This is a genomic window from Calditerrivibrio sp. (assembly GCA_026415135.1).
Lineage (GTDB): Bacteria > Chrysiogenota > Deferribacteres > Deferribacterales > Calditerrivibrionaceae > Calditerrivibrio.
In genome coordinates, this window is record JAOAHS010000040.1 from 42,566 (window position 1) to 67,449 (window position 24,884).

Sequence of the window (24,884 nt, forward strand, 5' to 3'; positions counted from 1 at the left end):
AACTCCTTTTTTCAAAATGTAAAAAGAGTAGAACCCCAAGTTAAACCACCACCAAAAGCAGCAGAAACAATATTGGCACCTTTTTTAATTCTTCCATCCCTTACAGCAATATCAAGCGCCGTAGGTATGGTAGCTGATGAGGTATTGCCAAACTTATCTAAAGTAACTATAACCTTATCATTGGAAAGATTGATCCTTTTGGCAGCAGCTTCAATAATCCTAAGATTTGCCTGATGGGGGATAAAAAAATCTACATCTTCATACCTTAAACCACTTGATTCCACCGCCTTTGCCGTTGCTTCAGCCATAGCTCTCACAGCTATTTTAAAAACCTCATTCCCTTTCATTTTTATAAGGTGATCATCTATATTTTTATTTTTCCTTTCCCCCATAAAATTGGTACCCAAACTATCAAGGGTAAGCAACCCACTTGCGGAACCATCAGCATTTAAGTGAAAGGATCTAAAACCTGGCTCATCACTCCTCGTCATCACAACAGCCCCAGCTCCATCTCCAAAAAGGATACATGTATTCCTATCGCTCCAATCTACTGTAGCCGATATCCTCTCAGCACCAATCACAAGTAGATTATAAGCCAAACCATTTTTTATCATAGAGTCAGCCACAGCCAAAGCATAGATAAATCCAGAACAAGCAGCAGACATATCAAATGCAAAACAGTTATTTTTTAGTTTAAGATGGTCTTGTATAAGACAAGCAGTCGACGGCATTATAGTATCAGGAGTAAATGTAGCTACTATGATGCCATCTATATCATTTCTATCTATATTTGCCATCTCTATAGCTTTTTCAGCAGCTTTTGTTCCTAAAATGGAGGTCGGCTCATTATCTGAGATCCTTCTCTCTCTGATACCTGTTCTGGTCAATATCCACTCATCGCTAGTATCCACCATCTGCTCAAGATCTTTATTAGTCAAAACCTTTTCAGGAAAATAAGAACCAGTACCGATGATCCTTGAATATACCATAAGAACCTCACCCTTGGATTTGTGAAGCAATATTTTTAACTTTGTCCTTTAAACTGCTCCAAAAAGTCTGTTCTCCATTACATTCAACATTAAGCTTTATATCCTCAGCTATATGCGTATTGACTTTATTTAAAGCAAGCTCATACGATACTCTAATACCATTTTTTACAGCATTGGCATTAGAACTTCCGTGCCCTATTATAACTATGCCATCTACACCAAGAAGAGGTGCACCACCATACTCTGTATAGTCTGTCCTTTTTTTGACCCTTTCAAATGCACCCTTCGCAAGAAGAGCACCAATCTTAGAAATAAAACTCCTCTTTAACTCCTCTTTTAGCAAAGTTGCGATATAACCTGCAGCTGCTTCACTCGATTTTAGTGCTATATTCCCAGTAAATCCATCACATACGATCACATCTGCTACACCTTTAAAGATCTCCTTAGCCTCAACATTCCCTATAAAATTTATCACATTAGAGTTTTTCAGCAATGAAAAAACAGATTTTGTTAACTCATTCCCTTTAACATCTTCCTCACCTATGCTTAAAAGTCCAACCTTTGGGTTATCCAGCTTTAAGATATATTTTGCATAGGCTTTACCCATAATAGCAAACTGAAGAAAATGAATAGGTTTACAATCAACGTTAGCTCCTACATCCAGTATTATAGTCTTAGACCTTATATTAGGAAAGACAGCACCTATAGCCGGTCTATCAACACCTTCAATTGTTCTTAAAATAAGCTTTGCCACAGCCATCATAGCACCGGTGTTACCAGCGCTAAAAAAAGCATTGGCCTCACCATTTCTTACCAGTCTCATCCCCACATGCATAGAAGAATTCCTTTTTCTTCTTGCTGCTAATGCCGGGATATCATCCATTCTTATCTCTTCCTCTGCATTAACAATAAATAATCTATCTAAATTAGATGTTTTAGCTTGTTTCTCCAGTTCTTGTTTGACAATACGCTCGTCACCAACTAAAATAATATCGATAGGATACTCCTGTCTTGCCAACAGAACACCTTTGATGATTTCCTGGGGAGCATAATCGCCCCCCATAGCATCAACAGCAACCCTTATCATTTAGATCTCTTCGATCTTTAATACCTTTCTTTTGGCATAATAGCCACAGTTTGGACAAATAGTATGGGTAAGCTTCAACTCACCACAGTTATCACATTTTGCATGACCATGGGGGATTGCCCTATGATGACTTCTTCTTGCACCAATCTTTGACCTACTTGATTTACCTTTTGGGTTTGGCATTTTACACCTCTATGTTATTTATTATTCTGCAATAGCTTTGTAAGCGCCTTCCAGCGCTCATCGACTTCAGCATTACATTCACATTTTTCTTCATTGAGGTTTCTACCACATTTTGGACAAATACCTTTACACTCATCCACACATAGTCTTTTCATCGGTCTTAAAAGTATGGACTCCTGAAAGAGTATTTCATGTATATCAACATGATCCTCTTTAATATGGTAAAACCCAAGATCATCTTCGTCGAGTTCTTCTTCAGAGCTAAGGTTCACAGTGTCTTCCCTTACCAACTCCACAGTAATATGTTCTAAAAAACTTTCATCGAACTTCTTCAAACATCTATCGCAAACATCACTTATCACAAGCTCTAAATCACCATCCAATACATAACCCTTTTTAATTGGGTAAAGTTTTCCATCAAAACTTTTTATAAAAAAACTGATATCATCTACATCAAAACTAAAACTTGTTTTTACAAGATTTCCTTCCTGTTTAATCTGTTCAAAAAAAATTTTCATACCTTCACCGTCAAAATTTGAACTAACCTTATATGTTAATCTAAAGACATTGTCAACTTTAAAAATTATTGGTATTATTAAATATAAGTTTTTACAATAAGTTCCGTTTTAAGATCCCCATTAGTCAAAGTAACCAACTTTCATTTGATTTTAACAAAAATTATTGTTATAGTAATATAAAAAAGAGGTGTAGAGTTTGAAGATAATCGTTGCTGGTGCAGGAGAGGTAGGTTTTAATTTAGCTAAACATTTAGTGGAAAACGGTAATGACATAACAATAATAGATCGCGACAAAGACAGAATCAAATATGTTAATGAGCATCTTGACTGCTACACTATTGTGGGTGAGGTAACCAACTACGATCTTTTAAAATCAGCAGGCGTAAATGAAGCAGATATCTTTATTGCGGTAACGGATTCAGATGAAGTAAATATGATCTCATGCCTCATTGTTCATTCCAACTTTTCTGTGGATACAAAAATTGCAAGAGTTAGAAATATCGATTACCATAAGACAAACCTTTTTGATAAAAAAATTGCAGGTTTTGACTATTTGGTCAACCCAGAAGTAGAAGCAGCCAAATCAATTATAAGGGGTGTAGAGTACGGCGCCATAAGCGATGTATTTGTTTTCGATGATACAGACATACAGTTCCGAGAGGTTTTTGTTGATAGCGATGTGGATATTGCTGGTAAGTCTTTAGAGAGTATCAGGAAAAACTCAAAGATCCCTTTCGTAGTTGCCTCCATATACAGGGAAGGTCAGCTTTTAATCCCCTCAGGTAAAGATATTATCCAACCTGAAGATCACCTTTTTATTGTAGGTACTAAGACAAACCTAGATATGCTTTTTTCATATATAGGGATAAAAAGAAGAAAAATCAAATCTGTCATAATTGCTGGTGGCGGAAAAATACAACGAATAGTTATAGAGGGTCTAATCAGTAAAGGAAGAGATATCATAGTCGTAGAAAAAGACTACGAGAAATCAAAAAAATTAGCGGACATGTTCCCTGAGGTTTTGGTAATAAATGGTGATATATCTGATGAAACACTTTTGGAAGAGGAAGAGCTCCACAAAAAAGACCTCATAATCACAGCAACAGATAATGATGAAATCAATATATTATCTGCCAGTTATTATAAATCTATAGGTGTTAAAAGGGCGATAGCCCTCATCGACAAGGCAAACTATCTCCACATGGCAAGTAGTCTTGGAATAGATATATCAATAAGCCCAAAGCTAAGTGCTGTAAATACAATATTAAAATATGTTAAAAAAGGGAATATAATCAATATCTACTCGCTCTTTGATGGAAAAGGAGAAGCCATAGAATTCCTACTGAATCATCGTTCAAAACTCGATGGCGTAGCTCTAAAGAATTGCAAAATCCCACAAAATGCAGTTATAGTAGCCATAACGAGGAATGGAAAAAGCTATATCCCTGACGGAGACTTTGTTTTTAAAAGCGGTGACATAATAATAGCCTTTGCTCTTAAGGGATCTGATAAAGCATTGGAGGAGTTTTTCAAACAGTAGTTATATGCGATTCAAATTCATATTCAAAGTTTTTGCATACCTGGTTATGATTATCTCTCTTTTTATGATCTTACCTATTATTGTAGCCATGTACTATAAAGAACACCATGCCATAAGAACATTTTTCATTGTTATGATAATAAGTTTACTCTTTAGTGCTTTAACAATTCTCACATTAAGAAAAACTAAAAGGGACTTTTTGTCATCTGCAGATGGAATGTTTTTGGTATCTATTGGATGGTTAGTAATATCAGCAATCAGTGCTTTGCCCTATTATTTAACAGGATCAGTTACCTCTTATACCGACGCATTTTTTGAAAGCATCTCAGGCTATACCACAACGGGGGCTACCATATTCAAGTCTGTTGAAGATCTGCCCAAATCGATTCTTTTCTGGAGATCCCTTACCCACTGGTTAGGTGGTATGGGTATTGTGGTACTTACCGTAGCAATTCTTCCCCTCTTGGGTATAGGAGGAATGCAGCTTATCAAGGCAGAAGCCCCTGGGCCATCAGTAGATAAAATATCCCCCAGAATCACCACCACTGCTAAATATCTTTGGTATATATATATAACACTTACTTTTTCAGAAATTGCTCTTTTGTATCTCGGTGGAATGAGCTTTTTTGATGCAATAAATCACTCATTTGCCACATTAGCAACTGGTGGCTTCTCAGTAAAAAACGAAAGCTTTCTAACATACAAAAACCCTTACTTCGAATGGGTAGTAGCTGTTTTTATGATACTTGCAGGGATGAATTTTACATTGCATTACCGACTATTTCTTGGTCATTTTAATATACTCAAAAGAGATTCAGAATGGAAGTTTTATATATCTTTGATATTAGCCTATACCACCATAATAGGATTAGATCTTTATTCCAAAACAAACCTAAACCTTCATGACAGTATTAGATCAGCCTTTTTCCAAGTAGCCACTATTTTAACTACAACAGGTTTTGCCTCAGATGATTATGAGAAATGGCCACTGTTTTCCCAAACACTGTTATTTGCTTTGATGTTTGTAGGTGGTTGTTCTGGTTCTACAGGTGGAGGGATAAAAGTCATCAGAATTCTAACTCTTCTAAAACAAGCAATAAACGAAATGAAATATTTGGTGCACCCCAGAGGGGTATTTGTATTAAAAATAAATGGTGAATCAGTGCGAAAAAACACTGTATATGCAATATCTGGATTCTTTTTTCTTTACATGCTAACAGTGCTTTTTGTAACACTTGCTGTAAGCTTTTCCGGCGTAGATTTAGTTACATCTGTAAGCGCATCTTTAGCATGCGTTGGTAACATTGGACCAGGTTTTGGCAATGTGGGACCCATGGAAAATTATAGTTTTTTTCCTGATTATGCAAAATGGACACTAAGTATAGGTATGCTTTTAGGTAGGCTTGAAATTTACACGTTTCTTGTTATAATTACTCCATATTACTGGAAAAAATAGGAGCATTTGATGTCAAAAGCTATAGTGTTAGTTAGTGGTGGATTAGATAGCTGTGTTACTGCATCTATAGCAAAAAACAAAGGTTATGAGTTATACTTTCTTCATATAAACTATGGTCAAAAAACAGAAGAAAGGGAACTCAAGGCATTTAACGACCTTGTCCAGTATTTCAACGTCAAAGATAAAAAAATTGTTGATATATCCTATTTAAAGGATATTGGTGGTTCATCCCTGACATCCCCCAATATGGAAGTGGAAAAAGGTATCCTCAACAGGCAAGGTATCCCAACAACTTATGTCCCATTTAGAAATGGTAACATCATATCCATCGCCGTTAGTTGGGCCGAAGTGATAAAGGCTAACAGGATATTTATAGGTGTAGTAGAAGAAGATAGTAGCGGTTACCCTGATTGTAGAAAAGCTTTTTATGATGCTTTTAACAATGTTTTAGAAGTAGGATTAGCCTACACACACCTTAAAATAGAAACCCCTCTTATTGACAAAACAAAGGGTGAAATAGTAAAAATCGGCAATTCCCTCAAAGCACCTTTCCAACTTACTTGGTCATGTTATAAAGATAACGAAATAGCCTGCGGGGAATGCGACAGTTGCCTGCTTAGATTAAAAGGATTTAGAGACGCTGGCATAGATGATCCCATACCTTATAAAATAAAACCTTTTTAGGGGGAAACTATGAAAAAGATTGCAGTTATGACAAGCGGTGGTGATTGCCCCGGAATGAACGCTGCCATAAGAAGTGTAGTTAGAACAGCTTTAGCACACGATGTGGAGGTATATGGCATTGAGCAGGGCTATAAAGGACTCATAGAAGGGAAGATCATAAAGATGGATAATAAATCTGTTGCAAATATCATTCAGAGGGGTGGAACAATCCTAAAAAGCGCAAGATCAACGGAATTTAAGACTGACGAAGGTCAAAGAAAAGCTGTAAACACCCTGGCTGAACATGGTATAGAAGGGTTGGTGGTAATTGGTGGAGATGGTTCGTTGACAGGTGCTAAAATACTTTCCGAAAGATATGGAATAAAAACTATTGGAATACCCGGATCCATTGACAATGACCTTTGCTGTACCGATATGTCAATAGGTGTTGATACTGCACTAAATACCATAGTGAGAGCTGTGGACTCAATAAATGATACAGCAAGCTCCCACGACAGAACGTTCCTTATTGAGGTTATGGGGAGAAACTGTGGATATTTAGCACTGATATCTGCCATCGCCACAGGTGCTGAAGCTGTTTTGATTCCTGAGGTTCAATACGATATAGAGAAAATTATAGCCAAGATCAGAAAAAGGTATGAACAGGGTAAAACTAGGAGTATCATAATAATAGCAGAAGGGGTAGGTTCTGCTACAGACTTTGGGAAAGTGTTTGGTATGATTGGTGGATTCGATACAAGGGTTACAATATTAGGACATCTGCAAAGGGGTGGTAGTCCCACAGTGTTTGATCGAATCTTAGCCACACGAATGGGTACCGCAGCTGTAGAAGCCCTCTTAGCTGGTAACTCTTCCTGTATGACTGCTCTACAAAAAACCAAGATAGAGTTGGTCCCTTTCAAGGATATAATAGGTCTTAAAAAACCTCTTGACCACAAACTCCTTGAAATTGCTGAAATGCTGAGCAGGTAACAAAATGTCAATAGCCACTAAAAAGGGTGATGATGGTAATACAGCCCTTTATACGGGAGAAAGGATATCCAAAGCTGATCTGAGAGTAGAAGCCTACGGAACAGGAGATGAACTGATATCTTTTTTAGGGCTATTAAAAAATATATGTAGTGATTTATATGACGAGATTGAGTTTATTCAAAACAAGATTTATCTGACAAATGCTTATTTGGCATCAAAAGGAAATATCGATGATTTTTCCCTAAAAGATGACGATATCTTATATATAGAAAAACTTTTATCCCAATATGAAGAGGAAGTGGGAAAACTAAACGGCTTCATCGTGCCCTCAGAGTGTTATGAGGCATCTATAGCAGATATTTGTAGAACAGTTTGTAGGAGATTTGAAAGAAGGGTAGTAGAATTATCCCATCTGGAAAATATTGACAAAATTTTTTTAAGGTTTATAAATAGGCTCTCTGATCTACTTTTTATGATGGCAAGGGTAATAGCTAAAAGAAAAGGAGGAAAATCTCATGGGTTTGAAAGAAAAAATAAATGAAGATATGAAACAGTATATGAAAGAAAAAAATCAATTAGCACTAAATGCCATAAGAATGATAAAATCTGAAATAAAAAACGCCGAGATAGCAAAGATTGGCGAATTATCTGAAGAGGAGATTATAAAGGTTATTCAATCATCGATCAAAAAGAGAAAAGATGCCATAGAACAATTTAAAAACGCTGGTAGGGAAGATCTTGTGCAAAAAGAGACTGAAGAACTAAAGTATTTAGAGGTTTACCTACCTCAACCACTAACAAAAGAAGAGGTCATCCAGATCATAAAAGATGAGATTGCAAAAGTAGATATATCTGATAAGAAGAACTTTGGAATTGTAATGCGCTCTGTCATGACAAAGATTCAGGGCAGATTTGACGGTAAAGAGGTAAACAATTTAGTAAATGATGTTATCGCCGGTAAACTTTAAAGAACGAGTCATCTAAATGGGTTTAAGTGGCTGGGATATATTTTTTCTCCTCATTATTGCTGTTTTTACAATAAAAGGTTATCTAAGGGGTTTAATATGGGAGATACTTAGGATCTTGGGTATAATAATTGCATATCTTTTTTCCCATCAGATAAATCCAGTTTCCCAGAAGATACTAATTTTTTTCGGCTTTTCTGAGCATATGGCAAAAGTATTTGGATTTGTATTAACTTTTATAATTATATTTATAGTAATCATATTCATCTCATATATTCTCAAAAAGTTTTTCAAAGCTATTAAGATAGGTTGGATTGATAGTCTAGGGGGAGCTTTTTTTGGTTTCTTAAAGTCTGTAGTAATAATGAGTGTACTTTTAAGCTTTTTAGTTTCCATCACACCAAGATCAGAATTCAGTAAGCAACTTATGTTATCCCCCATCTCATCGAAAATAATCTCGATAAATCCTTACATCTATGACATCATAAACAAAATAAGTGGTAACAGATTTTCAAACCCATTCAATCAGAGTAAAAAAGTGCTTTAATGAAAGAAACATTGGAACAGTTAGATTTTGAAACATATAAGGACTCACTAAAAAGATTCTCCCCCTCAAAATTTTCTGATGATTTCATAGATCATCAACTTAAACCACTTTTATCTATAAATGACATACTAAGTGAACAAAAAATAGTTGAAGAAGCAATAAATATCTTCAAAAGTTTTGATGGAGCCCTCCCAGACTCAAAAGACTACTACACCTTCTACCAAAAACTTATGGATCCTTTTTCCTCATGGCTTATCCAAGATCTTTTGGTTTTTGGAGAGTACCACCGTCAATTAGGAGAATTTAAAAAGAAAATATTTAGTGAAAACCAGATAAATCATCTTAAAACAATCTTTGCTAACATATATACTCTTGGAGATATAGTTGACAATATCTTTGACAAAGTATCCGCTGACGGTAGTTTGAAAGACCACGCATCAGAAAAACTATTTGACATAAGAACGGAGCTTAAAGCCATTAAAGCTAAACTTTACCAGTCCCTAAACAGGATTTTAAACAGTAAAGATGCTGAAAAGTTTGTTCAAGAAAAAGTGATCAAAGAATACAACCATAGGCTTGTCCTTCTGCTAAAACCGAATTTCAGACAATATCTTGAAGGTATAGTCCACTCCATATCCAGTAGTGGTCTAACCATGTATGTGGAACCATCATCGAATGTGGATATGAACAACAGGTATCAAGAACTTCTGTCCCTTGAAGAGTTAGAGATAAGAAAGATACTACTTCATCTTCTTGATAGTATAAGATCCCATCTCTATGAGATCACAGAAACAGTAAAATCGATCACAAAGATATATTTTTACTATGCCATTTTCCAATACGTGGGAAACAGAAGATACACATTCCCAATTTTTTCCAGTGATCTCCTGTTAGAACAGATCCATCACCCCTTGATATTGGATATAAAACAAGAACAATCCGTACCAATAAACTTCAATATGGATAAAAATACAAATGTAGCAATCATAACAGGGCCAAATGCTGGCGGAAAAACAGCTGCACTAAAATCGATAGGATTAAACTGTATTATTGCAAAATGTGGTCTACCTATCTTTGCAAAATATGCTGAGATCATAAACTTTGAATCCATCTATGCTGATATCGGTGATCAACAATCTTTAATCATGGATCTAAGCACCTTTACCTCACATATGGTTAATATCAAAAATATACTTGAAAATGTTGATAATAGATCGCTAATTCTTTTAGATGAATTAGGTACTGGAACCGATCCTAAAGAAGGTGAAGCCCTTGCTTTATCAATAATAAAATATCTCCAACAAATAGGATCTAAGGTGATTATCACTACGCATTTCAATGGAGTTAGAAATCTTGGTTTACGGGATAAAGGGGTCATGCTATACGGTGTTGATTTCAACTATGATACCTTTGAACCAAAATTTGTACTGATAAAAAACCTAATGGCTAAATCAGATCCATTAATCATTGCTACCAAATTAAATTTTAAGAAATCTATTATAGAGGAAGCTTATCGAATAATAAACGAGTATAAATCCTTTGAAACCCTAACCCTTGAGGAACTCAATGAGATAAAACTTAAAATAGAATATGAAAAAAAACAGCTCGAAGAGGAAAGGAAGCAAATTAATCAACAAAAACAAGAGCTCCATAAAAAGGAAGAAGAATTTAAAAAACTTATATCCCAAAAAGAATCGGAAATTTTAAAAGAATCGCTAAATATTTTAAAACAAGTTAAAACAATAAAAACCTTCCCTAAAGATGAAGTCGACTCCCTAAAAAAACAGATATCATCAAAACTCAACCTATTAGAACAAAATACCCACATCTTGGATATAAAAGAAGGAGATTTAATAAAATTAAACCAATACAATAAAGTAGCTAAGGTTTTGGAGATAAATAAAAATAAGGTATTGATAGATCTTGATGGATTGAAACTTACCTTAGATATCAAAGATCTTAAAGGTGAAAAGATCACAACATCAGAACCAAAAGATAGCTCAATCTCTGTGAAGACATCTGTCTTAAAATCCCCTAAATATGAAATAGTCCTTATAGGGAAAACAGTAGAAGAAGCATGGGACGAACTCGACAAATTTATTGACAAAGCCCTGATTTCCGGCTGGGATAAAATCTATGTGATACATGGAAGAGGTACAGGAGCCTTAAAAAAAGGCCTACAAAATCTTTTAAAGTCAGATAAAAGAGTTAAATCTTTTAGAATAGCCGATCTAAAAGAGGGTGGAAACGCTATAACCATTGTTGAACTTTGATATTAATTTTCATCCATTACAATTTTATGTTATAATATATTTAGAAAATCTCAGGAGAGTATTATATGTTTGGAAAGATAAACCCTCCATCAGATGATAAAAGATGGCGATTTGTTTTAAACACAATGAAGAAATATGGCTTTTCTCCAGATGCACTTATAGAGGTCCTGCATACTGTTCAAGAGTACTTTGGATATATAGATGAAAGCGCCATAAGGTTTGTATCTGAATCATTGAAGATTCCATTCAGCAAAACTTACGGTGTGGTAACATTCTATCATTTCTTTACACTAAAACCAAAAGGTGAGCATACCTGTGTAGTATGCACTGGAACAGCCTGCTATATAAAAGGAGCTGGTGAGCTTTTAAACCATATTTCCCTTGAATGCAATATTAAAGACGGTGAAACCACTAAAGATGGAAAAGTATCACTACTTACAGCAAGATGTGTTGGAGCCTGCAGTTTGGCACCCGTAATTGTTTTTGACAATGAAATTGCTGGAAATGTTACAAAAGATCGTGTAAACGAAACGATTAAGAGGTGGACAGATGATATATGAAAATTTATTAGAGATGATTGGAACAAAACTTGACAAAGATAAAAGATCGATAAAAGTATGTGTAGCTGCTGGATGTATAGCTCTAGGAAGCGACAGAGTATTAGAAGAACTAAAAAAGATATTTCCCAATAGAGAGGTAAAAGGTGTTGGCTGTATTGGTCTGTGTAGTAAAGGTGGGCTTATCAGAGTCGATCCAGATGGTGTTATTATAGAACATGCTACCTATGACAATTTAGAAAAGATAGTAGAAGAGATAAAGAATGCAGATAAAAAAGAGCAACAAGACAAAAATTTCTATGAAAAACAATTCAAGATAGTATTAGAAAACTCAGGCAAAATAGATCCAGAATCGATCGAGGATTATATCTTGGAAGGTGGTTACAAAGCTTTTTTAAAATGCATAAATGATATGAGCCGAGAAGAGGTAATTTCGGAAATCATGAAAAGTGGGCTTAGAGGACGTGGAGGTGGAGGTTATCCAACAGGCTTGAAATGGAGTACCGTAGCCAAGATGCAAAACCAGAGCAAATATGTTGTCTGTAACGCTGACGAAGGTGATCCTGGAGCATTTATGGACAGATCAGTATTAGAGAGTGACCCCCATAGGGTAATTGAAGGTATGCTAATTGCTGCCTACGCTGTAAATGCCTCAAAGGGGTATATATATGTTAGAGCAGAATACCCTTTAGCCATCAAGCGGTTAAAAATTGCAATAAAACAGGCAGAGAAGTATTCCTTATTAGGCAAGAATATAGCTGAATCAAACTTTGAATTTCATTTAGAGATCCGCTTAGGTGCTGGTGCTTTTGTATGCGGTGAAGAAACAGCTCTCATCTCGTCAATAGAGGGTAAAAGGGGTACACCTAGACCAAGACCCCCTTATCCTGCTGAGTCTGGGATAAAGGGATTACCTACCCTCATAAACAACGTTGAAACATATGCAAACATCCCCACAATAATAAACAAAGGTGCCCAATGGTTTGCCTCTATCGGTACCGAAAAAAGCAAAGGAACAAAAGTATTCGCATTAGCAGGCAAAATAGTCAATAACGGTTTAGTCGAAGTACCTATGGGTATAAAACTTAGAGAGTTAATCTTTGATATCGGTGGTGGTATACCAAATGGCAAGGACTTCAAAGCTGTTCAGACTGGAGGACCCTCTGGAGGTTGTATCCCTTTGGATTATATAGATACACCTGTAGATTATGAATCGATGATTAAATTAGGTTCAATGATGGGTTCTGGGGGAATGATTGTTATGGATGAGGACACGTGTATGGTGGATGTAGCAAAATATTTTATGGATTTCTGCAAATCCGAATCCTGTGGAAAATGTGCCCCTTGCAGGAACGGAACGATTCAGATTTTTGACCTACTTGATAAGATCACAAAAGGTGAAGCAACTGAATCTGATCTTACTACAATGCTAAAACTTGCAAATACGATGAAAAAAACAAGCCTTTGTGGACTTGGCCAATCGGCTTCAAATCCTGTTTTAAGTACATTTAAGTACTTTAGAGATGAATACTATGAACATGTGGTAAATAAGTTTTGCCCTGCAGGTGTATGTAAGTTCAAAGGAGAATTAGTATGAAAATCAAAACGTTAACGATTGATCATTTAGAAGTATCCGGCAGAGAAGATCAAACAATCCTTGAAGTAGCCATAGAACACAATATAAGAATACCCACCCTATGCCACTTAGAAGGACTAACCCCCATTGGAGCATGCAGAGTATGCATAGTGGAAATAGATGGAAAAAGATTGGCACCTGCATGTATCACAAAGATCGAAGAAGGTATGAAAGTCATTACAAATTCACCTGAAATATTGGAACATAGAAGATTAATTGTTGAAATGATATTTGCAGAAAGAAATCATATCTGCTCCATCTGCATAGCAAATGGTAACTGTGAACTACAGGACCTATCGATAGAACTTAAGATAGATCATTTCGAAATGCCAAATAAATATCCCAAATGTGAAGTGGATCTAAGCCATGAAAAGTTTGGCTTAGATCATAACCGGTGTGTTTTATGTGTGAGATGTGTAAGGGTTTGTGCTGAAATAGAGGGAGCCCACACCTGGGATATAAAAGGAAGGGGGTACGACGCCCGTATATTCACAGATTTCGATGAGGGATGGGGAAAAGCTGAAAGCTGTACAAGTTGTGGGAAATGTGTTCAAGTTTGCCCAACAGGTGCTCTATTTGAAAAAGGTAAGCCAGTCGGAGCAAGAAAAAAAAGAGATTTCTTGCAATATCTAAAAGTAATGCGTAGTAGCAGTGGGGGATCATTATGAACAAAAAGAAGTTAGCTACCATTTGGCTTGATGGTTGTTCCGGTTGCCATATGTCTTTTCTTGATATCGACGAAAGAATCGTAGAGATCTTAACATACTTTGATATCGTCTATAGCCCCCTTGTTGATCAAAAAGAATATCCTGATTTTGTAGATGTAGCACTGATTGAGGGTGCTGTAAGTACCCATGAAGATATACAAAAATTAAAGAAGATCAGAAGCAAAACAGCCGCTTTAATTTCGATTGGGGATTGTGCCATTACTGGCAATGTTCCTTCCATGAGAAACCCATTTAATCTGAAAGAGGTAATTCATAGGGGTTACCTTGAAAATTCCGATGGTATCGTGGATCCGGTTTTTACCGATGTACCACCGCTACTTAGCAAAGTATTACCTGTTCATGAAGTTGTACATGTTAATTACTTTTTACCCGGTTGCCCTCCCCCTGCAGAAGCTTTTTATAACTTAATAAAATCTTTATTAGAAAATAATGAAATAGATATTTTCAATTTTACAAGATTTGGAAAGTGAGGAAATGTTATGAAAAAAATAGTCATAGACCCGGTTACCCGTATAGAAGGACACGCAAAGATTACCATATATCTCGATGAGACAGGTACTGTAAGGGATGCTAAATTTCATGTAACCCAATACAGAGGTTTTGAAAAACTCTGTGAAGGAAGGCCCTTTACAGAGATGCCGAGACTCATGGCCAGAACCTGTGGGATATGTCCAGTTAGTCACCTTATAGCTGCCGCTAAAGCCTGTGATGAAATTATGGCTGTAAAAGTACCAAAAGCAGGAGAAAATATTAGAAAGATAATAAATTATGCCCAGATATTACAATCCCACGCGTTGAGCTTCTTCTATCTATCAAGCCCCGATATCCTGTTAGGAATGGACTACGATCCTTCAAAAAGGAATATTAACGGCGTTATTGAATCTAACAGAGAATTCATTCTCAACGGAATATTTCTAAGGAGATTTGGTCAAAGTGTAATTGAAATGGTAGCAGGTAAAAGGATCCATCCAGATTATATCATCGCAGGCGGTGTAGAAAAACCGATTGATAAAATCTTTAAAGATGAAATCATTAGTGGTGCCAAATCTTGTATTGAAAAGACACTTACCACCATTGAATTTATACAAAAAGTGTTATCCTCCTTTGATGAAGAGGTATCCTACCTTTCAAACTTTGATACATACCATTTAGGACTTTCCAGTTCTGATCACCTGGAACACTATGATGGCAATATCGTTGTTATCAATGAAAAAGGGGATAAAATATTTGAGTTTAATCCAACAGAATATAAAGCATATCTCGCTGAAAGGGTAGAAACAGTTAGCTATCTCAAATCACCCTATCTTGTAAAAATAGGTTACGATGATGGAATTTACAGAGTAGGCCCCCTTTCAAGGCTAAATATAGCCAGAAAATGTGGCACGCAAGTAGCTGAAGAACAATTTAAAGTTTACAAAGAGATTGCTGGGGAGATTAGTAATGCTGCCTTTTTAAATCATTATGCCCGTCTTGTGGAGATCATCTTTTGTGCTGAGAAGATTATAGAACTGTTAGAAGATCCTGCCACTTATGATCATCATGTAAAAGCTACTGCAGGAGTGAACCAAAATGAAGGTATAGGGGCATCAGAGGCCCCCAGAGGCACACTTATACACCACTACAAAGTAGACAAAAATGGGCTTGTGGAATATGCAAACCTTATTATAGCTACAGGTCATAACAATCTTGCGATGAACAAAGGTATACTTCAAGCTGCTAAACATTTTATAAATGGTGAAAAGATAACCGATGGCATGCTCAATAGAATAGAAGCTGTAATAAGATGCTACGATCCATGCCTAAGCTGTTCAACCCATGCTGTTGGTAAAATGCCCATGAAAGTTGAGATCTTAAACTACAGAGGAGAAAAAATCAGGGAGTTAGCAAGATAAAAAAACTTTTATTAACATTAGGCAACCCCTTAAGGGAAGATGATGGTATAGGTCATATCCTTGCAGAAATTTTAAAACAGGATCTCCCTGATTGGAGCTTTATAAATACATTCCAACTCTTACCAGAACATCTATACATTATTAGTGAATATGATTTAGTAATTATTTTAGATGCAGAATGTGCAGAGTACACAGGTCATGTGAAATTTAAAGAGCTAAAACACAATACCTTAGAAACCCCACTTTTTCATGAATTTGGCTTAGATAATTTAGCAAGTTATCTTAAACATCTCCCCGTAAACATTCCAGATATAAAAATAATCACAGTAACATCAAAAAACTTTGCTTTTAAAGAAACAATATCCGAAGAACTCAAATCGCACTTGGGCTCAATAAAAAAAACAATACTATCTTATCTCGAATCCCTCAATAAAAAAGGGGGGCACAAAAGCCCCCTTTTTTAGCTTTAGACAAACTAATTACTTTTTAGTTGCATTATCTGCTGCAGGAGTTGTGTTGTCAGCTGGTTTGGCTGCATTGTCAGTTGGAGCTGCTGCATTGTCAGCTGGTTTAGTTGCATTATCAGCTGGAGCTTGCTTAACAGGAGCTGGTGCTGGCTCTTCTTTTTTCTGACAACCAGTTACAAACACTGTAGCTGCGATAACTACTACTGCCATAAGTGTTAAAAGCTTTTTCATATAAATGTCCTCCTTACCTGTATAGGCGTTTTTTTGAACAAAGGTTGCTATATATCTAAAAAATAACTTTGTCAAATGTTTTTTTTAATTTTTATATATCTGAAAAATCATATATATATCAAACACTTAATTTTGCAAAAATAAAAAAAAACAAAAAATTCTACATTTTTAACTTAAATAAAAAAATGTTTGATTACGATAAAACAATAGACCCCTAAATAACCTTAAAAAGCTCTTCCCGAATCGTATACAAAAACTGTTTATCTTCGATTTTATTACCATTCTCATCAGTAATATAAAAGGAGTCAACGACTCTATTTACATCAGTAGAAATCTTTGCTTTTTGTACACTTATTCTCAGTTTTTCAAAAACAGATAGAATATAGTATAACAAACCGACAAAATCCTCTGCATAAACATCCACTATGGTGTAGATGGGTGAGGTTATATTATCGAACTCCACTTTTCTATTAACTTTAAATATCTTCTTTTTATTTGAGTATATATTCCCCATTGACTTTGAGAGAAGGTCATCCACAGAGATCTTACCAGAAAGCACAGAACGTATCCTACCTTCTATGTAGGGGAATTTTTCATGAATATAATCCAATCCTTCATTACTCATATTCACCTGAATCTTGTCTATAGCTATGGTCCTATTAAGGGTATATATTTGGGCTCCGAGTATGTTTATATTAAAGGATGCCAGAACACCAGAAACCTTTTTCAAAAGACCTATGGAGTCAAAAGTACATATAGTTATCTCATAACAATTAAGATCATCCCTTATCTCCCCGTGAATAATCTTTCTATTATTATCATTTAGTTTAATAGCCATATCGAGGTGACGTACTATATGCTTTATTTTGTTGCTAAAGATATATTCATCATCGAGAGAATCAATCATATTAAGCATGAGAACATTAGCCCCTACCCTCTCCTTGAGCCTTTCCCTCTTACTTGAAACGATGGATGCAAACTCTTTTTTCATATCTTCAGATTCGAGATATCTTAATGCATTTTCATACAGCTCAAAGAGAAGGCTTTTTTTCCATTCATTAAAATTATTACCACCTGTTGCCCTTGAGTCTGCATAAGTAAGGACAAATAACATCTTAAGTTCTTCTATATTGTTTATAAAAGATATAAAATGCTTAATCACATTAAAATCATGTATATCCCTTCTCTGGGAGATATGTGCCATAAGCAGATGATGCTCCACAAGATTTGCCACTGTATCAATATCATCTAATTTTAAGTCAAGCCTTGAACAAACAATCTTGGACATCTTAGCTCCAACTTGGGAGTGATTCTTCCCCTGCCCCTTACCTATATCATGTAACAAAACAGCTAAACTCAAAAGCTCTTTTTTTTCTATCTCTGCAAAAACCTTTTGAAATATCGAATACCTATTAGTAAATATCTCAGAAAGTTCATCGAGATACTTTAAAGCTAATAGTGTATGTTCATCAACAGTGTAATGGTGATAAGTATTAAACTGAGCCTTACAATATATATCTGAAAACTCTGGAATAAATCTTTCAAGCACCCCATCCCTTAACATGTTACTCGTAACCTTAAAACTATTAGGAAAGTCAGATATAGCTTTAAGAAAAAGATAACCATGTTTCTTAAGATATTGCTCATCTATCAGATATAGATGTTCTTTTATCAATTGAGATGTTGCATCAGATATCCTAAGACCATTTTTTGCAGCAATAGTATACAAATGAATAAACAGAGTTGGATACTTTATAAAAATCTCTTTATCTTTAATAGTTATCATATTTTCATACTTTACCAGCCCAAAGCCCAACTCCTCCATATGAACTTTTTTAATGTTATTGGATATAACGTAGTTATTGAATATCTTTTCAAAAACCTTGTGGGTGATATCAGAAATAGCCCTCACAGATCGGTAAAAATCTCTGAGAAAAAGTTCAACTCCAAGAGAATAAGTTGTATCCGTATATCCCATAGATTCGGCAATATTTTTCTGGGATTCCATATTTAAGATATCGTTTTTTCTGTTATAGAAATAATGTAGCCTAATCCTTATCCTGAAAATAAATTCCACAGATTGATAAAAAATATCATAATCATCAGCAGAGATTATCTTTTCATTTATTAAAGTAGTAAGTCTATCACTTTCAAACAGCACCTTATTTATCCAGTAAACACTGTTGTAATCCCTGACACCACCAATTCCATCTTTTATATTAGGCTCAATCTTAAGCATAGAATCACGGTGTTTTCTCATTCTTTTGCGAACATCGTTAATTTTGTTTATGAGAAAATTGTACCTACCCCTGTTTAAAATATAGTTGTGAACAATCTTTTCAAATTTCAGATAGGCAACAAAACTACCATCCAAAAATCTATTATCTATCAATGAATTTTTTACGATTTCATCTAAATATGATGGTTCCGAAAGCTCTGATACATTCTTGATCTGGACTCCAGGAGCAAGCCCTATATCCCACATGGAAGAGATAAAATGCTTAATGGCTTCCTCCTGCTCTGCAGTTAGGTGATTTATATGAAATATCAATACATCTATATCAGAAAAAGGGCACATCTCTTTACGAGCATAACCCCCAAGAGCTATAAAAGCCACTCCATCCCAATCTACACAGTATTGGGATAACGCCCTTTTTATCACATCATCTGACAAAAGGGATATCCTTTCTAAGGTATTCCACGCAGAAGTGTTGTTTTCAAAATGATCTTTTTTTATTTTATTCCATTCATCCCAGTAAAAGGATTTTAGCTCCAATATTTTCATATGCGCCCAAAGCTTTTTACTCATTTTACAACATTTATAAAAAAAGAAAAGAAAAAAATCTTCACTTTTTTCTTAATTTGCTCTATTATAAGCTGATGAAAATAGCATTTCAAACTTTGGGCTGTAAAGTAAACCTTGTAGAAAGTGAAAATCTAAAATCAAAGGCAATAATCGAAGGTTTCTTATATACAGATAAGATTGAAGACTCTGACATTATTGTCGTAAACTCTTGTGCTGTAACAGATAATGCTGAAAAGAAATCATATAAATTAATAAAAAAACTAAAATCAAAATATCCTGAAAAAAAAATTGTACTGACTGGTTGCCTCGCAGAACTAAAAAAAAACAACGTTAAAGATGCCGATTTAATTATAACAAACATTGAAAAAGACAATATCTTTAAGTATATAAAAACAAATGAAAATCAATTGACACCTATATCTGAGCTTGATTATTACAAAGAATCTTTTCCTAATTCAATCACCGATAAAACCAGAGGTTTTTTAAAAATACAGGATGGTTGTGATTCCTTTTGTAGTTATTGTATTATACCCCACTTAAGAGGTAAACCCAGAAGTAAAAATAAAACCCAAATAATCAACGAATTCAAAGATCTTCTGAAAAAAGGTTTCAAAGAGATTGTATTAGTGGGGATCCATATAGGTAAATATGGCACCGATATCGATACTGATCTGTATACCCTTTTAAAAGATTTAACCAAATTAAATGGTGACTATAGAATAAGGTTATCATCTTTAGAGCTAAATGAATTAACAGACGCCATGATAGATCTAATCATATCTGAACCTAAAATATGCAAACATCTCCATATACCTTTGCAGGGTACTACCGATAAAATTCTATTACTTATGAACAGACATTATACCATTAAAGAGTACACAGAAAAGATAGCTCTTATAAAAAATAGAGACCCCGATTTTACTATCGGTACCGATATCATCACTGGTTTTCCCGGTGAAAGGGAAGAAGATTTTAAAGAAGGGTATAAAAACCTATTAGAAATGCCACTTACTTATATGCATATATTCCCTTTTTCAGAAAGAGAAGGGACTAAAGCTGCTACAATGCCAGATAAGGTCGATGATAAGATCAAAAAAAACCGATCAGAAATACTTAGGGAATTAAGTGACTCTAAAAGATTTAACCACTCTAAAAGATTGTTTGGGCAAAAGGTAAGAGTTCTTACAGAAAAAGGGAACAAAGGGCTTACAGATAACTACTTTGAAGTTGATATTACAGAAAACATAGCTAACAACTTATTCATAGATGTTCATATTGTTGGTGTTGCTTTTGATGGTACTTTATTGGGCTCTATAAAATAATGCTAACGAGGACAATATGAAAAAAAAGATTTTAGTCATAGGTGGAGTCGCAGCTGGAGCTTCTGCTGCAGCAAAAGCAAGAAGAATTGATGAAGATGCCCAGATAACAATCCTTGAAAAAAATGGCTATATCTCCTTTGCAAACTGTGGGATGCCATATTATATAGGTGATGTCATAAAAAATAGAAGTGCCCTTTTATTCCACAATGAAAAATCGTTTAAAAAACGCTTTAATATAGATGTTTACACAAAAACCACCGCCTACCGAATAGACTCTAAACAGAAATTGGTTTACGCAAGAAAAAACGAAGAAGAGTTAATCTTCCCTTATGACAAGCTCATCCTTTGTAATGGTGCTAAAACAGTAATTCCAGAAATAGAAGGCATTGAAACAGTACCATATTTCACCCTTAGATCTATAGAAGATATGGATAACATAAAATCTTACATCATAGATAAATCACCAAAATCAGCTACTATCATAGGTGCTGGTTACATTGGAATAGAAACTGCTGAGGCTCTTGTAAATTGCAATCTAAATGTATCTATAGTTGAAGCATTACCAAATATTTTACCCACATTTAGCCAAGAGATATCAGAAAAGATTTATAACCAGATGATATTAGATGGCGTAAAGGTATACACAAACACAAAAGTTGTTAAGGCCTCTTTGAATAACCAAAACATAACACTGACCACAGACTCAGGCTTCTCTTTAGACACAGATTTGCTTATAATTTCTACAGGTGTAAAACCTGATATTGAGCTTGCAATGACTGCCGGTATTGAAATCGGAGATCTTGGCGGTGTCAGAGTAAATGAAAAGATGGAAACATCTGTGGTAGATATATATGCAGCAGGTGATCTCGTAGAGAAAAAAAATATAGTTACCCAACGATATTGTCTTGCTCCCCTTGCTGGACCAGCAAATAGAGAAGGTAAAGTAGCCGGGTGTAATGCAGCAGGTGGTCACATGGTCTACTCTGGAACATTAAGAACAGCTATAGTTAGTTTTGGACCAGCTTGCTGTGCTCAAACAGGGCTCTCCTATGAAGAAGCAATCAAAAACGGTTTTGATGCAGACTTCGTTTATACAGAAGATCCCCATCATGTTGAATATTATCCAACTGCTAAATATATATTTATAAAACTCATTTTCGACAAAAAAACAGGCAAAATATTAGGTGCTCAAGCTTCAGGGGAAATCGGGGTAGAAAGAAGAATAGATATAATCTCCACTGCAATCTATGCAAACTTAACTGTCTATGACTTAGAAAAGATAGATTTCTGCTACTCTCCACCATTCGGTTCCGCAAAAGACCCGGCAAATATTGCAGCCAGTGTCGCAGCAAATCTATTAAGGGGGGTAAGCTACATTATCAAACCACAGATTTTTTTACAAATTATACAAAAACAAGACGACATCCAGATTTTGGATGTTAGAACAAGACTAGAATATAAAACCATCCATGTAAAAAATGCTATCAATATCTATGTGAATGACCTAAGAGAATCCCTTCATCTTTTAAACAACAAATCACCCATTTACGTTTACTGTGCTGTGGGTTATCGTGGACATATTGCCACTAAGATGCTAAGAAATCTTGGGTTTGAGGCTTATAACGTATCAGGTGGTATAGAAAGCATAAAACGTATCGCCAAAATTCAGAATATGGAGGTATTTGATGGAAGTAATACTTGAAACCAATTTAAAGGATCTAACGTTATTAGGAAGAGGTAAAGTTAGAGATATATATGATTTGGAAGAGTATCTTTTGATAGTTACCACTGATAGAATATCTGCTTTTGATGTGATAATGCCCAACGGTATCCCGATGAAGGGGTACGTTTTGACACAACTGTCAAGATTCTGGTTTGAACAAACAAAAGATATAGTGGAAAATCATCTTATCACCACTGAGATCAATGAAATGCCAGAGGTAGTGAAAAAATATAAATCCATTTTAGAAGGCAGAACAATGATGGTAAAAAAAGCAAAGCCATATCCAGTAGAATGCGTTGTAAGAGGGTATCTTTCTGGTTCAGGATGGAAAGACTACAAAACTACAGGAGCAATATGCGGAATAAAGTTAAAGGAAGGGATGCTCGAGTCGGAAAAGTTTGATGAGCCTATATTTACACCAGCAACGAAGGAAGAATTGGGGAAACATGATGAAAACATTAGCTATGAAAGGATGCAGGAAATTGTTGGCAAAGAGACTGCTGAAATACTTAAGGAAACTGCTATAAAAGTTTATAAAAGAGCATCTGAAATAGCTGAGAAAAAGGGGATAATTATAGCAGATACTAAAATGGAGTTTGGAAATTATAATGGTAGAATTATTTTAATAGACGAAGTACTCACCCCTGACTCTTCGAGGTTTTGGTTTAAAAATAAATACCAACCAGGAAAACCACAAGAAAGTATGGATAAACAATTCCTTAGAAACTATCTTGAAACATTGAACTGGAACAAAACTGCTCCAGGACCAAATTTACCACAAGACATAGTCGAACAGACATCCAAAAGATATCAGGAGATAATGGAAATATTGACAAAGTAATATTCAAAGGGGTCAATCCCCCGACTTGTTTATGTGAACTACATATCTAATCATTATAAAGGCTATAGCAAGGGGAGCCACAAAACCCATCATTATTTGAGCATACTCTCCCAACCATTTGCTATTTGAAGACTTTAAAACCAAAAAAACAATATAGGAAGCATAAAAGAGTAATAAACTTAAACCTTCCCATCTTAAAATCGTCATCCCTGACATAACTATAGGAATAAGCACAAATACAGCACCCAACATAATCCAAAGATCGAATTGCAAGATATCTCTATTAATAGTTACCACACTTGGAGAAACCAAAGAAGATAAACCAAGAACTGATAAAATATTAAAAACATTTGAACCTACAACATTTCCTACAGCTATATCCCTTTCACCTTTTACCATCGCCATTACTGATGTGGCAATCTCAGGCAAAGAAGTCCCCACTGCTACTATTGTAAGACCTATTATCAATTCACTAACACCGAAAAATTCTGCTATCTTTGCAGCTGACTTAACAGCTATATCAGCCCCCCATACAAGACCTACTAAGCCAACAATAATAAGAACTACCTGAACCCACAAGCGATCATCCCAACTACTTTTTGGCATTTGCTTAGCGTATTCATCCTGCGTAAGTTTACTTTCTTTTCTCGACTGCCTCACCAAAAAGATTGTATAAACTATGATGAGCAAAAAAAGCAACCCTCCATCAAATTTACTGAGCTTTCCATCAAGAGCCATACATGCAAAAAGTGCAGATGTTCCCACTAGTACTGGGATCTCCTGTCTCACCACTTGAGTATGCACCACAACAGGAGCAACCATAGCAGATAAACCTAATATTAAAAGAATATTTGCTATATTAGACCCAACAACATTACCTACAGCCATGTCAGGAAAACCAGACCACGCTGCTTTTACCGATACAGCCAACTCAGGCGCACTCGTACCAAAAGCCACCACCGTTAGCCCAACTACAAGAGGTGATACCCCCATAGATATTGCAAGCTTAGATGCACCTCTCACAAGTAAATCAGAACCCACTATAAGGATTACTAAACCAACAGCAAACAAAAATATCAATAATAACATGACCATCTCCTATATAATCTTGATATATTCATATTCATCAATATTCCTTTTTTTGTAATCAAAATTTACACCAATAAGATAAACAGATTTACCACTATGTTGATACTGTCTGTGATAGCCTCTTTCTTTGATCTGGTTTAGAGCAACCTCTGCACTCTGATTACACTTAAACTCAAAGATATACACCTTATCCCTCATCTCCAACACCATATCTATCCTACCACTGTAGTTGAGCACCTGACTCCTCGCTGGAAGGCCACCAGCTGATACCATAAGATAAAATAACGTGTGAAAACTACCCTCATTAAGCCTCATCCCATCATCATAAGGTATTGAGGCAAATATTGAGCTAACAACAGAGATAAATCCATCCAGATC

General features: G+C 35.4%; 24 protein-coding genes and 1 pseudogene. 17 read left to right on the forward strand and 8 right to left on the reverse strand.

What is annotated here, in order from left to right:
* Positions 1-11 precede the first annotated feature (11 nt).
* The 4 genes from N3C60_08125 to N3C60_08140 are packed head-to-tail and all read right to left on the reverse strand — an operon-like array spanning position 12 to position 2,777.
* Entirely contained in the window at positions 12-989 is a 978-nt protein-coding gene (locus N3C60_08125) for a ketoacyl-ACP synthase III (protein ID MCX8084870.1), read from the reverse strand.
* A 7-nt stretch (positions 990-996) separates the two neighbouring features.
* A complete protein-coding gene (gene plsX, locus N3C60_08130; protein ID MCX8084871.1) occupies positions 997-2,076 on the reverse strand; it encodes a phosphate acyltransferase PlsX in 1,080 nt (359 codons plus the stop codon).
* Positions 2,077-2,259: a 50S ribosomal protein L32 gene (gene rpmF, locus N3C60_08135; protein MCX8084872.1), complete on the reverse strand. Its 183-nt coding sequence runs from the start codon at positions 2,257-2,259 to the stop codon at positions 2,077-2,079.
* A 14-nt stretch (positions 2,260-2,273) separates the two neighbouring features.
* Positions 2,274-2,777, reverse strand: coding sequence for a DUF177 domain-containing protein (locus N3C60_08140; protein MCX8084873.1), 504 nt, complete (start codon positions 2,775-2,777; stop codon positions 2,274-2,276).
* Positions 2,778-2,973: 196 nt separating this feature from the next.
* Between N3C60_08140 and trkA the strand changes: the two genes are divergently transcribed.
* The 14 genes and pseudogenes from trkA (at position 2,974) to N3C60_08210 (ending at position 16,491) form a co-directional block, all read left to right on the forward strand.
* On the forward strand, positions 2,974-4,317 hold the full coding sequence (gene trkA / locus N3C60_08145) for a Trk system potassium transporter TrkA (protein MCX8084874.1): 1,344 nt from the start codon (positions 2,974-2,976) through the stop codon (positions 4,315-4,317).
* A 46-nt stretch (positions 4,318-4,363) separates the two neighbouring features.
* On the forward strand, positions 4,364-5,773 hold the full coding sequence (locus N3C60_08150) for a TrkH family potassium uptake protein (protein MCX8084875.1): 1,410 nt from the start codon (positions 4,364-4,366) through the stop codon (positions 5,771-5,773).
* A gap of 9 nt (positions 5,774-5,782) precedes the next feature.
* Positions 5,783-6,457: a 7-cyano-7-deazaguanine synthase QueC gene (queC, locus tag N3C60_08155; GenBank protein ID MCX8084876.1), complete on the forward strand. Its 675-nt coding sequence runs from the start codon at positions 5,783-5,785 to the stop codon at positions 6,455-6,457.
* Positions 6,458-6,466: 9 nt separating this feature from the next.
* Positions 6,467-7,429: a 6-phosphofructokinase gene (pfkA, locus tag N3C60_08160; protein ID MCX8084877.1), complete on the forward strand. Its 963-nt coding sequence runs from the start codon at positions 6,467-6,469 to the stop codon at positions 7,427-7,429.
* Between the two features lie 4 nt (positions 7,430-7,433).
* On the forward strand, positions 7,434-7,970 hold the full coding sequence (locus N3C60_08165) for a cob(I)yrinic acid a,c-diamide adenosyltransferase (protein MCX8084878.1): 537 nt from the start codon (positions 7,434-7,436) through the stop codon (positions 7,968-7,970).
* Entirely contained in the window at positions 7,945-8,397 is a 453-nt protein-coding gene (locus N3C60_08170; protein ID MCX8084879.1) for a GatB/YqeY domain-containing protein, read from the forward strand. Before N3C60_08165 ends, N3C60_08170 begins: the two co-directional genes overlap by 26 nt.
* A 16-nt stretch (positions 8,398-8,413) precedes the next feature.
* Positions 8,414-8,941, forward strand: coding sequence for a CvpA family protein (locus N3C60_08175; protein MCX8084880.1), 528 nt, complete (start codon positions 8,414-8,416; stop codon positions 8,939-8,941).
* Positions 8,941-11,214, forward strand: coding sequence for a Smr/MutS family protein (locus N3C60_08180; GenBank protein MCX8084881.1), 2,274 nt, complete (start codon positions 8,941-8,943; stop codon positions 11,212-11,214). Before N3C60_08175 ends, N3C60_08180 begins: the two co-directional genes overlap by 1 nt.
* A gap of 65 nt (positions 11,215-11,279) precedes the next feature.
* The gene (gene hoxE / locus N3C60_08185) at positions 11,280-11,774 is read left to right on the forward strand and encodes a bidirectional hydrogenase complex protein HoxE (GenBank protein ID MCX8084882.1); all 495 of its coding nucleotides are present in this window, start codon (positions 11,280-11,282) and stop codon (positions 11,772-11,774) included.
* A 133-nt stretch (positions 11,775-11,907) separates the two neighbouring features.
* A pseudogene (gene nuoF, locus N3C60_08190) lies at positions 11,908-13,368 on the forward strand (NADH-quinone oxidoreductase subunit NuoF).
* The gene (gene hoxU / locus N3C60_08195) at positions 13,365-14,075 is read left to right on the forward strand and encodes a bidirectional hydrogenase complex protein HoxU (GenBank protein ID MCX8084883.1); all 711 of its coding nucleotides are present in this window, start codon (positions 13,365-13,367) and stop codon (positions 14,073-14,075) included. The pseudogene nuoF and the gene hoxU overlap by 4 nt, the downstream one beginning before the upstream one ends.
* Positions 14,072-14,605: an NADP oxidoreductase gene (locus N3C60_08200; protein MCX8084884.1), complete on the forward strand. Its 534-nt coding sequence runs from the start codon at positions 14,072-14,074 to the stop codon at positions 14,603-14,605. The genes hoxU and N3C60_08200 overlap by 4 nt, the downstream gene beginning before the upstream one ends.
* Before the next feature lie 9 nt (positions 14,606-14,614).
* Complete coding sequence (locus N3C60_08205) at positions 14,615-16,027, forward strand: Ni/Fe hydrogenase subunit alpha (protein MCX8084885.1); 1,413 nt, start codon at positions 14,615-14,617, stop codon at positions 16,025-16,027.
* Entirely contained in the window at positions 16,024-16,491 is a 468-nt protein-coding gene (locus tag N3C60_08210) for a hydrogenase maturation protease (protein MCX8084886.1), read from the forward strand. Before N3C60_08205 ends, N3C60_08210 begins: the two co-directional genes overlap by 4 nt.
* Before the next feature lie 15 nt (positions 16,492-16,506).
* Here the strand turns inward: N3C60_08210 and N3C60_08215 are convergent, their stop codons facing one another.
* Both N3C60_08215 and glnD read right to left on the reverse strand, forming a co-directional pair.
* Positions 16,507-16,725 carry a hypothetical protein gene (locus N3C60_08215; GenBank protein ID MCX8084887.1) on the reverse strand — a complete coding sequence of 73 codons (219 nt, stop codon included), beginning with the start codon at positions 16,723-16,725 and terminating at the stop codon, positions 16,507-16,509.
* 214 nt (positions 16,726-16,939) lie between these two features.
* On the reverse strand, positions 16,940-19,534 hold the full coding sequence (gene glnD / locus N3C60_08220) for a [protein-PII] uridylyltransferase (protein MCX8084888.1): 2,595 nt from the start codon (positions 19,532-19,534) through the stop codon (positions 16,940-16,942).
* Positions 19,535-19,605: 71 nt separating this feature from the next.
* Here glnD and mtaB point away from each other — a divergent pair, with 71 nt between their 5' ends.
* From mtaB to N3C60_08235, 3 genes are read left to right on the forward strand one after another with little or no spacing between them, the layout of a single operon-like run.
* Positions 19,606-20,853: a tRNA (N(6)-L-threonylcarbamoyladenosine(37)-C(2))-methylthiotransferase MtaB gene (gene mtaB, locus N3C60_08225; protein ID MCX8084889.1), complete on the forward strand. Its 1,248-nt coding sequence runs from the start codon at positions 19,606-19,608 to the stop codon at positions 20,851-20,853.
* Between the two features lie 16 nt (positions 20,854-20,869).
* A complete protein-coding gene (locus tag N3C60_08230; GenBank protein ID MCX8084890.1) occupies positions 20,870-22,555 on the forward strand; it encodes an FAD-dependent oxidoreductase in 1,686 nt (561 codons plus the stop codon).
* The gene (locus N3C60_08235; GenBank protein MCX8084891.1) at positions 22,539-23,417 is read left to right on the forward strand and encodes a phosphoribosylaminoimidazolesuccinocarboxamide synthase; all 879 of its coding nucleotides are present in this window, start codon (positions 22,539-22,541) and stop codon (positions 23,415-23,417) included. The genes N3C60_08230 and N3C60_08235 overlap by 17 nt, the downstream gene beginning before the upstream one ends.
* Positions 23,418-23,429: 12 nt before the next feature.
* On the opposite strand, the gene N3C60_08240 is transcribed toward N3C60_08235, so the two are convergent.
* Complete coding sequence (locus N3C60_08240; protein MCX8084892.1) at positions 23,430-24,506, reverse strand: calcium/sodium antiporter; 1,077 nt, start codon at positions 24,504-24,506, stop codon at positions 23,430-23,432.
* 9 nt (positions 24,507-24,515) lie between these two features.
* A partial coding sequence (locus N3C60_08245) for a PD-(D/E)XK nuclease domain-containing protein (protein ID MCX8084893.1) occupies positions 24,516-24,884 on the reverse strand: 369 nt, incomplete at its 5' end.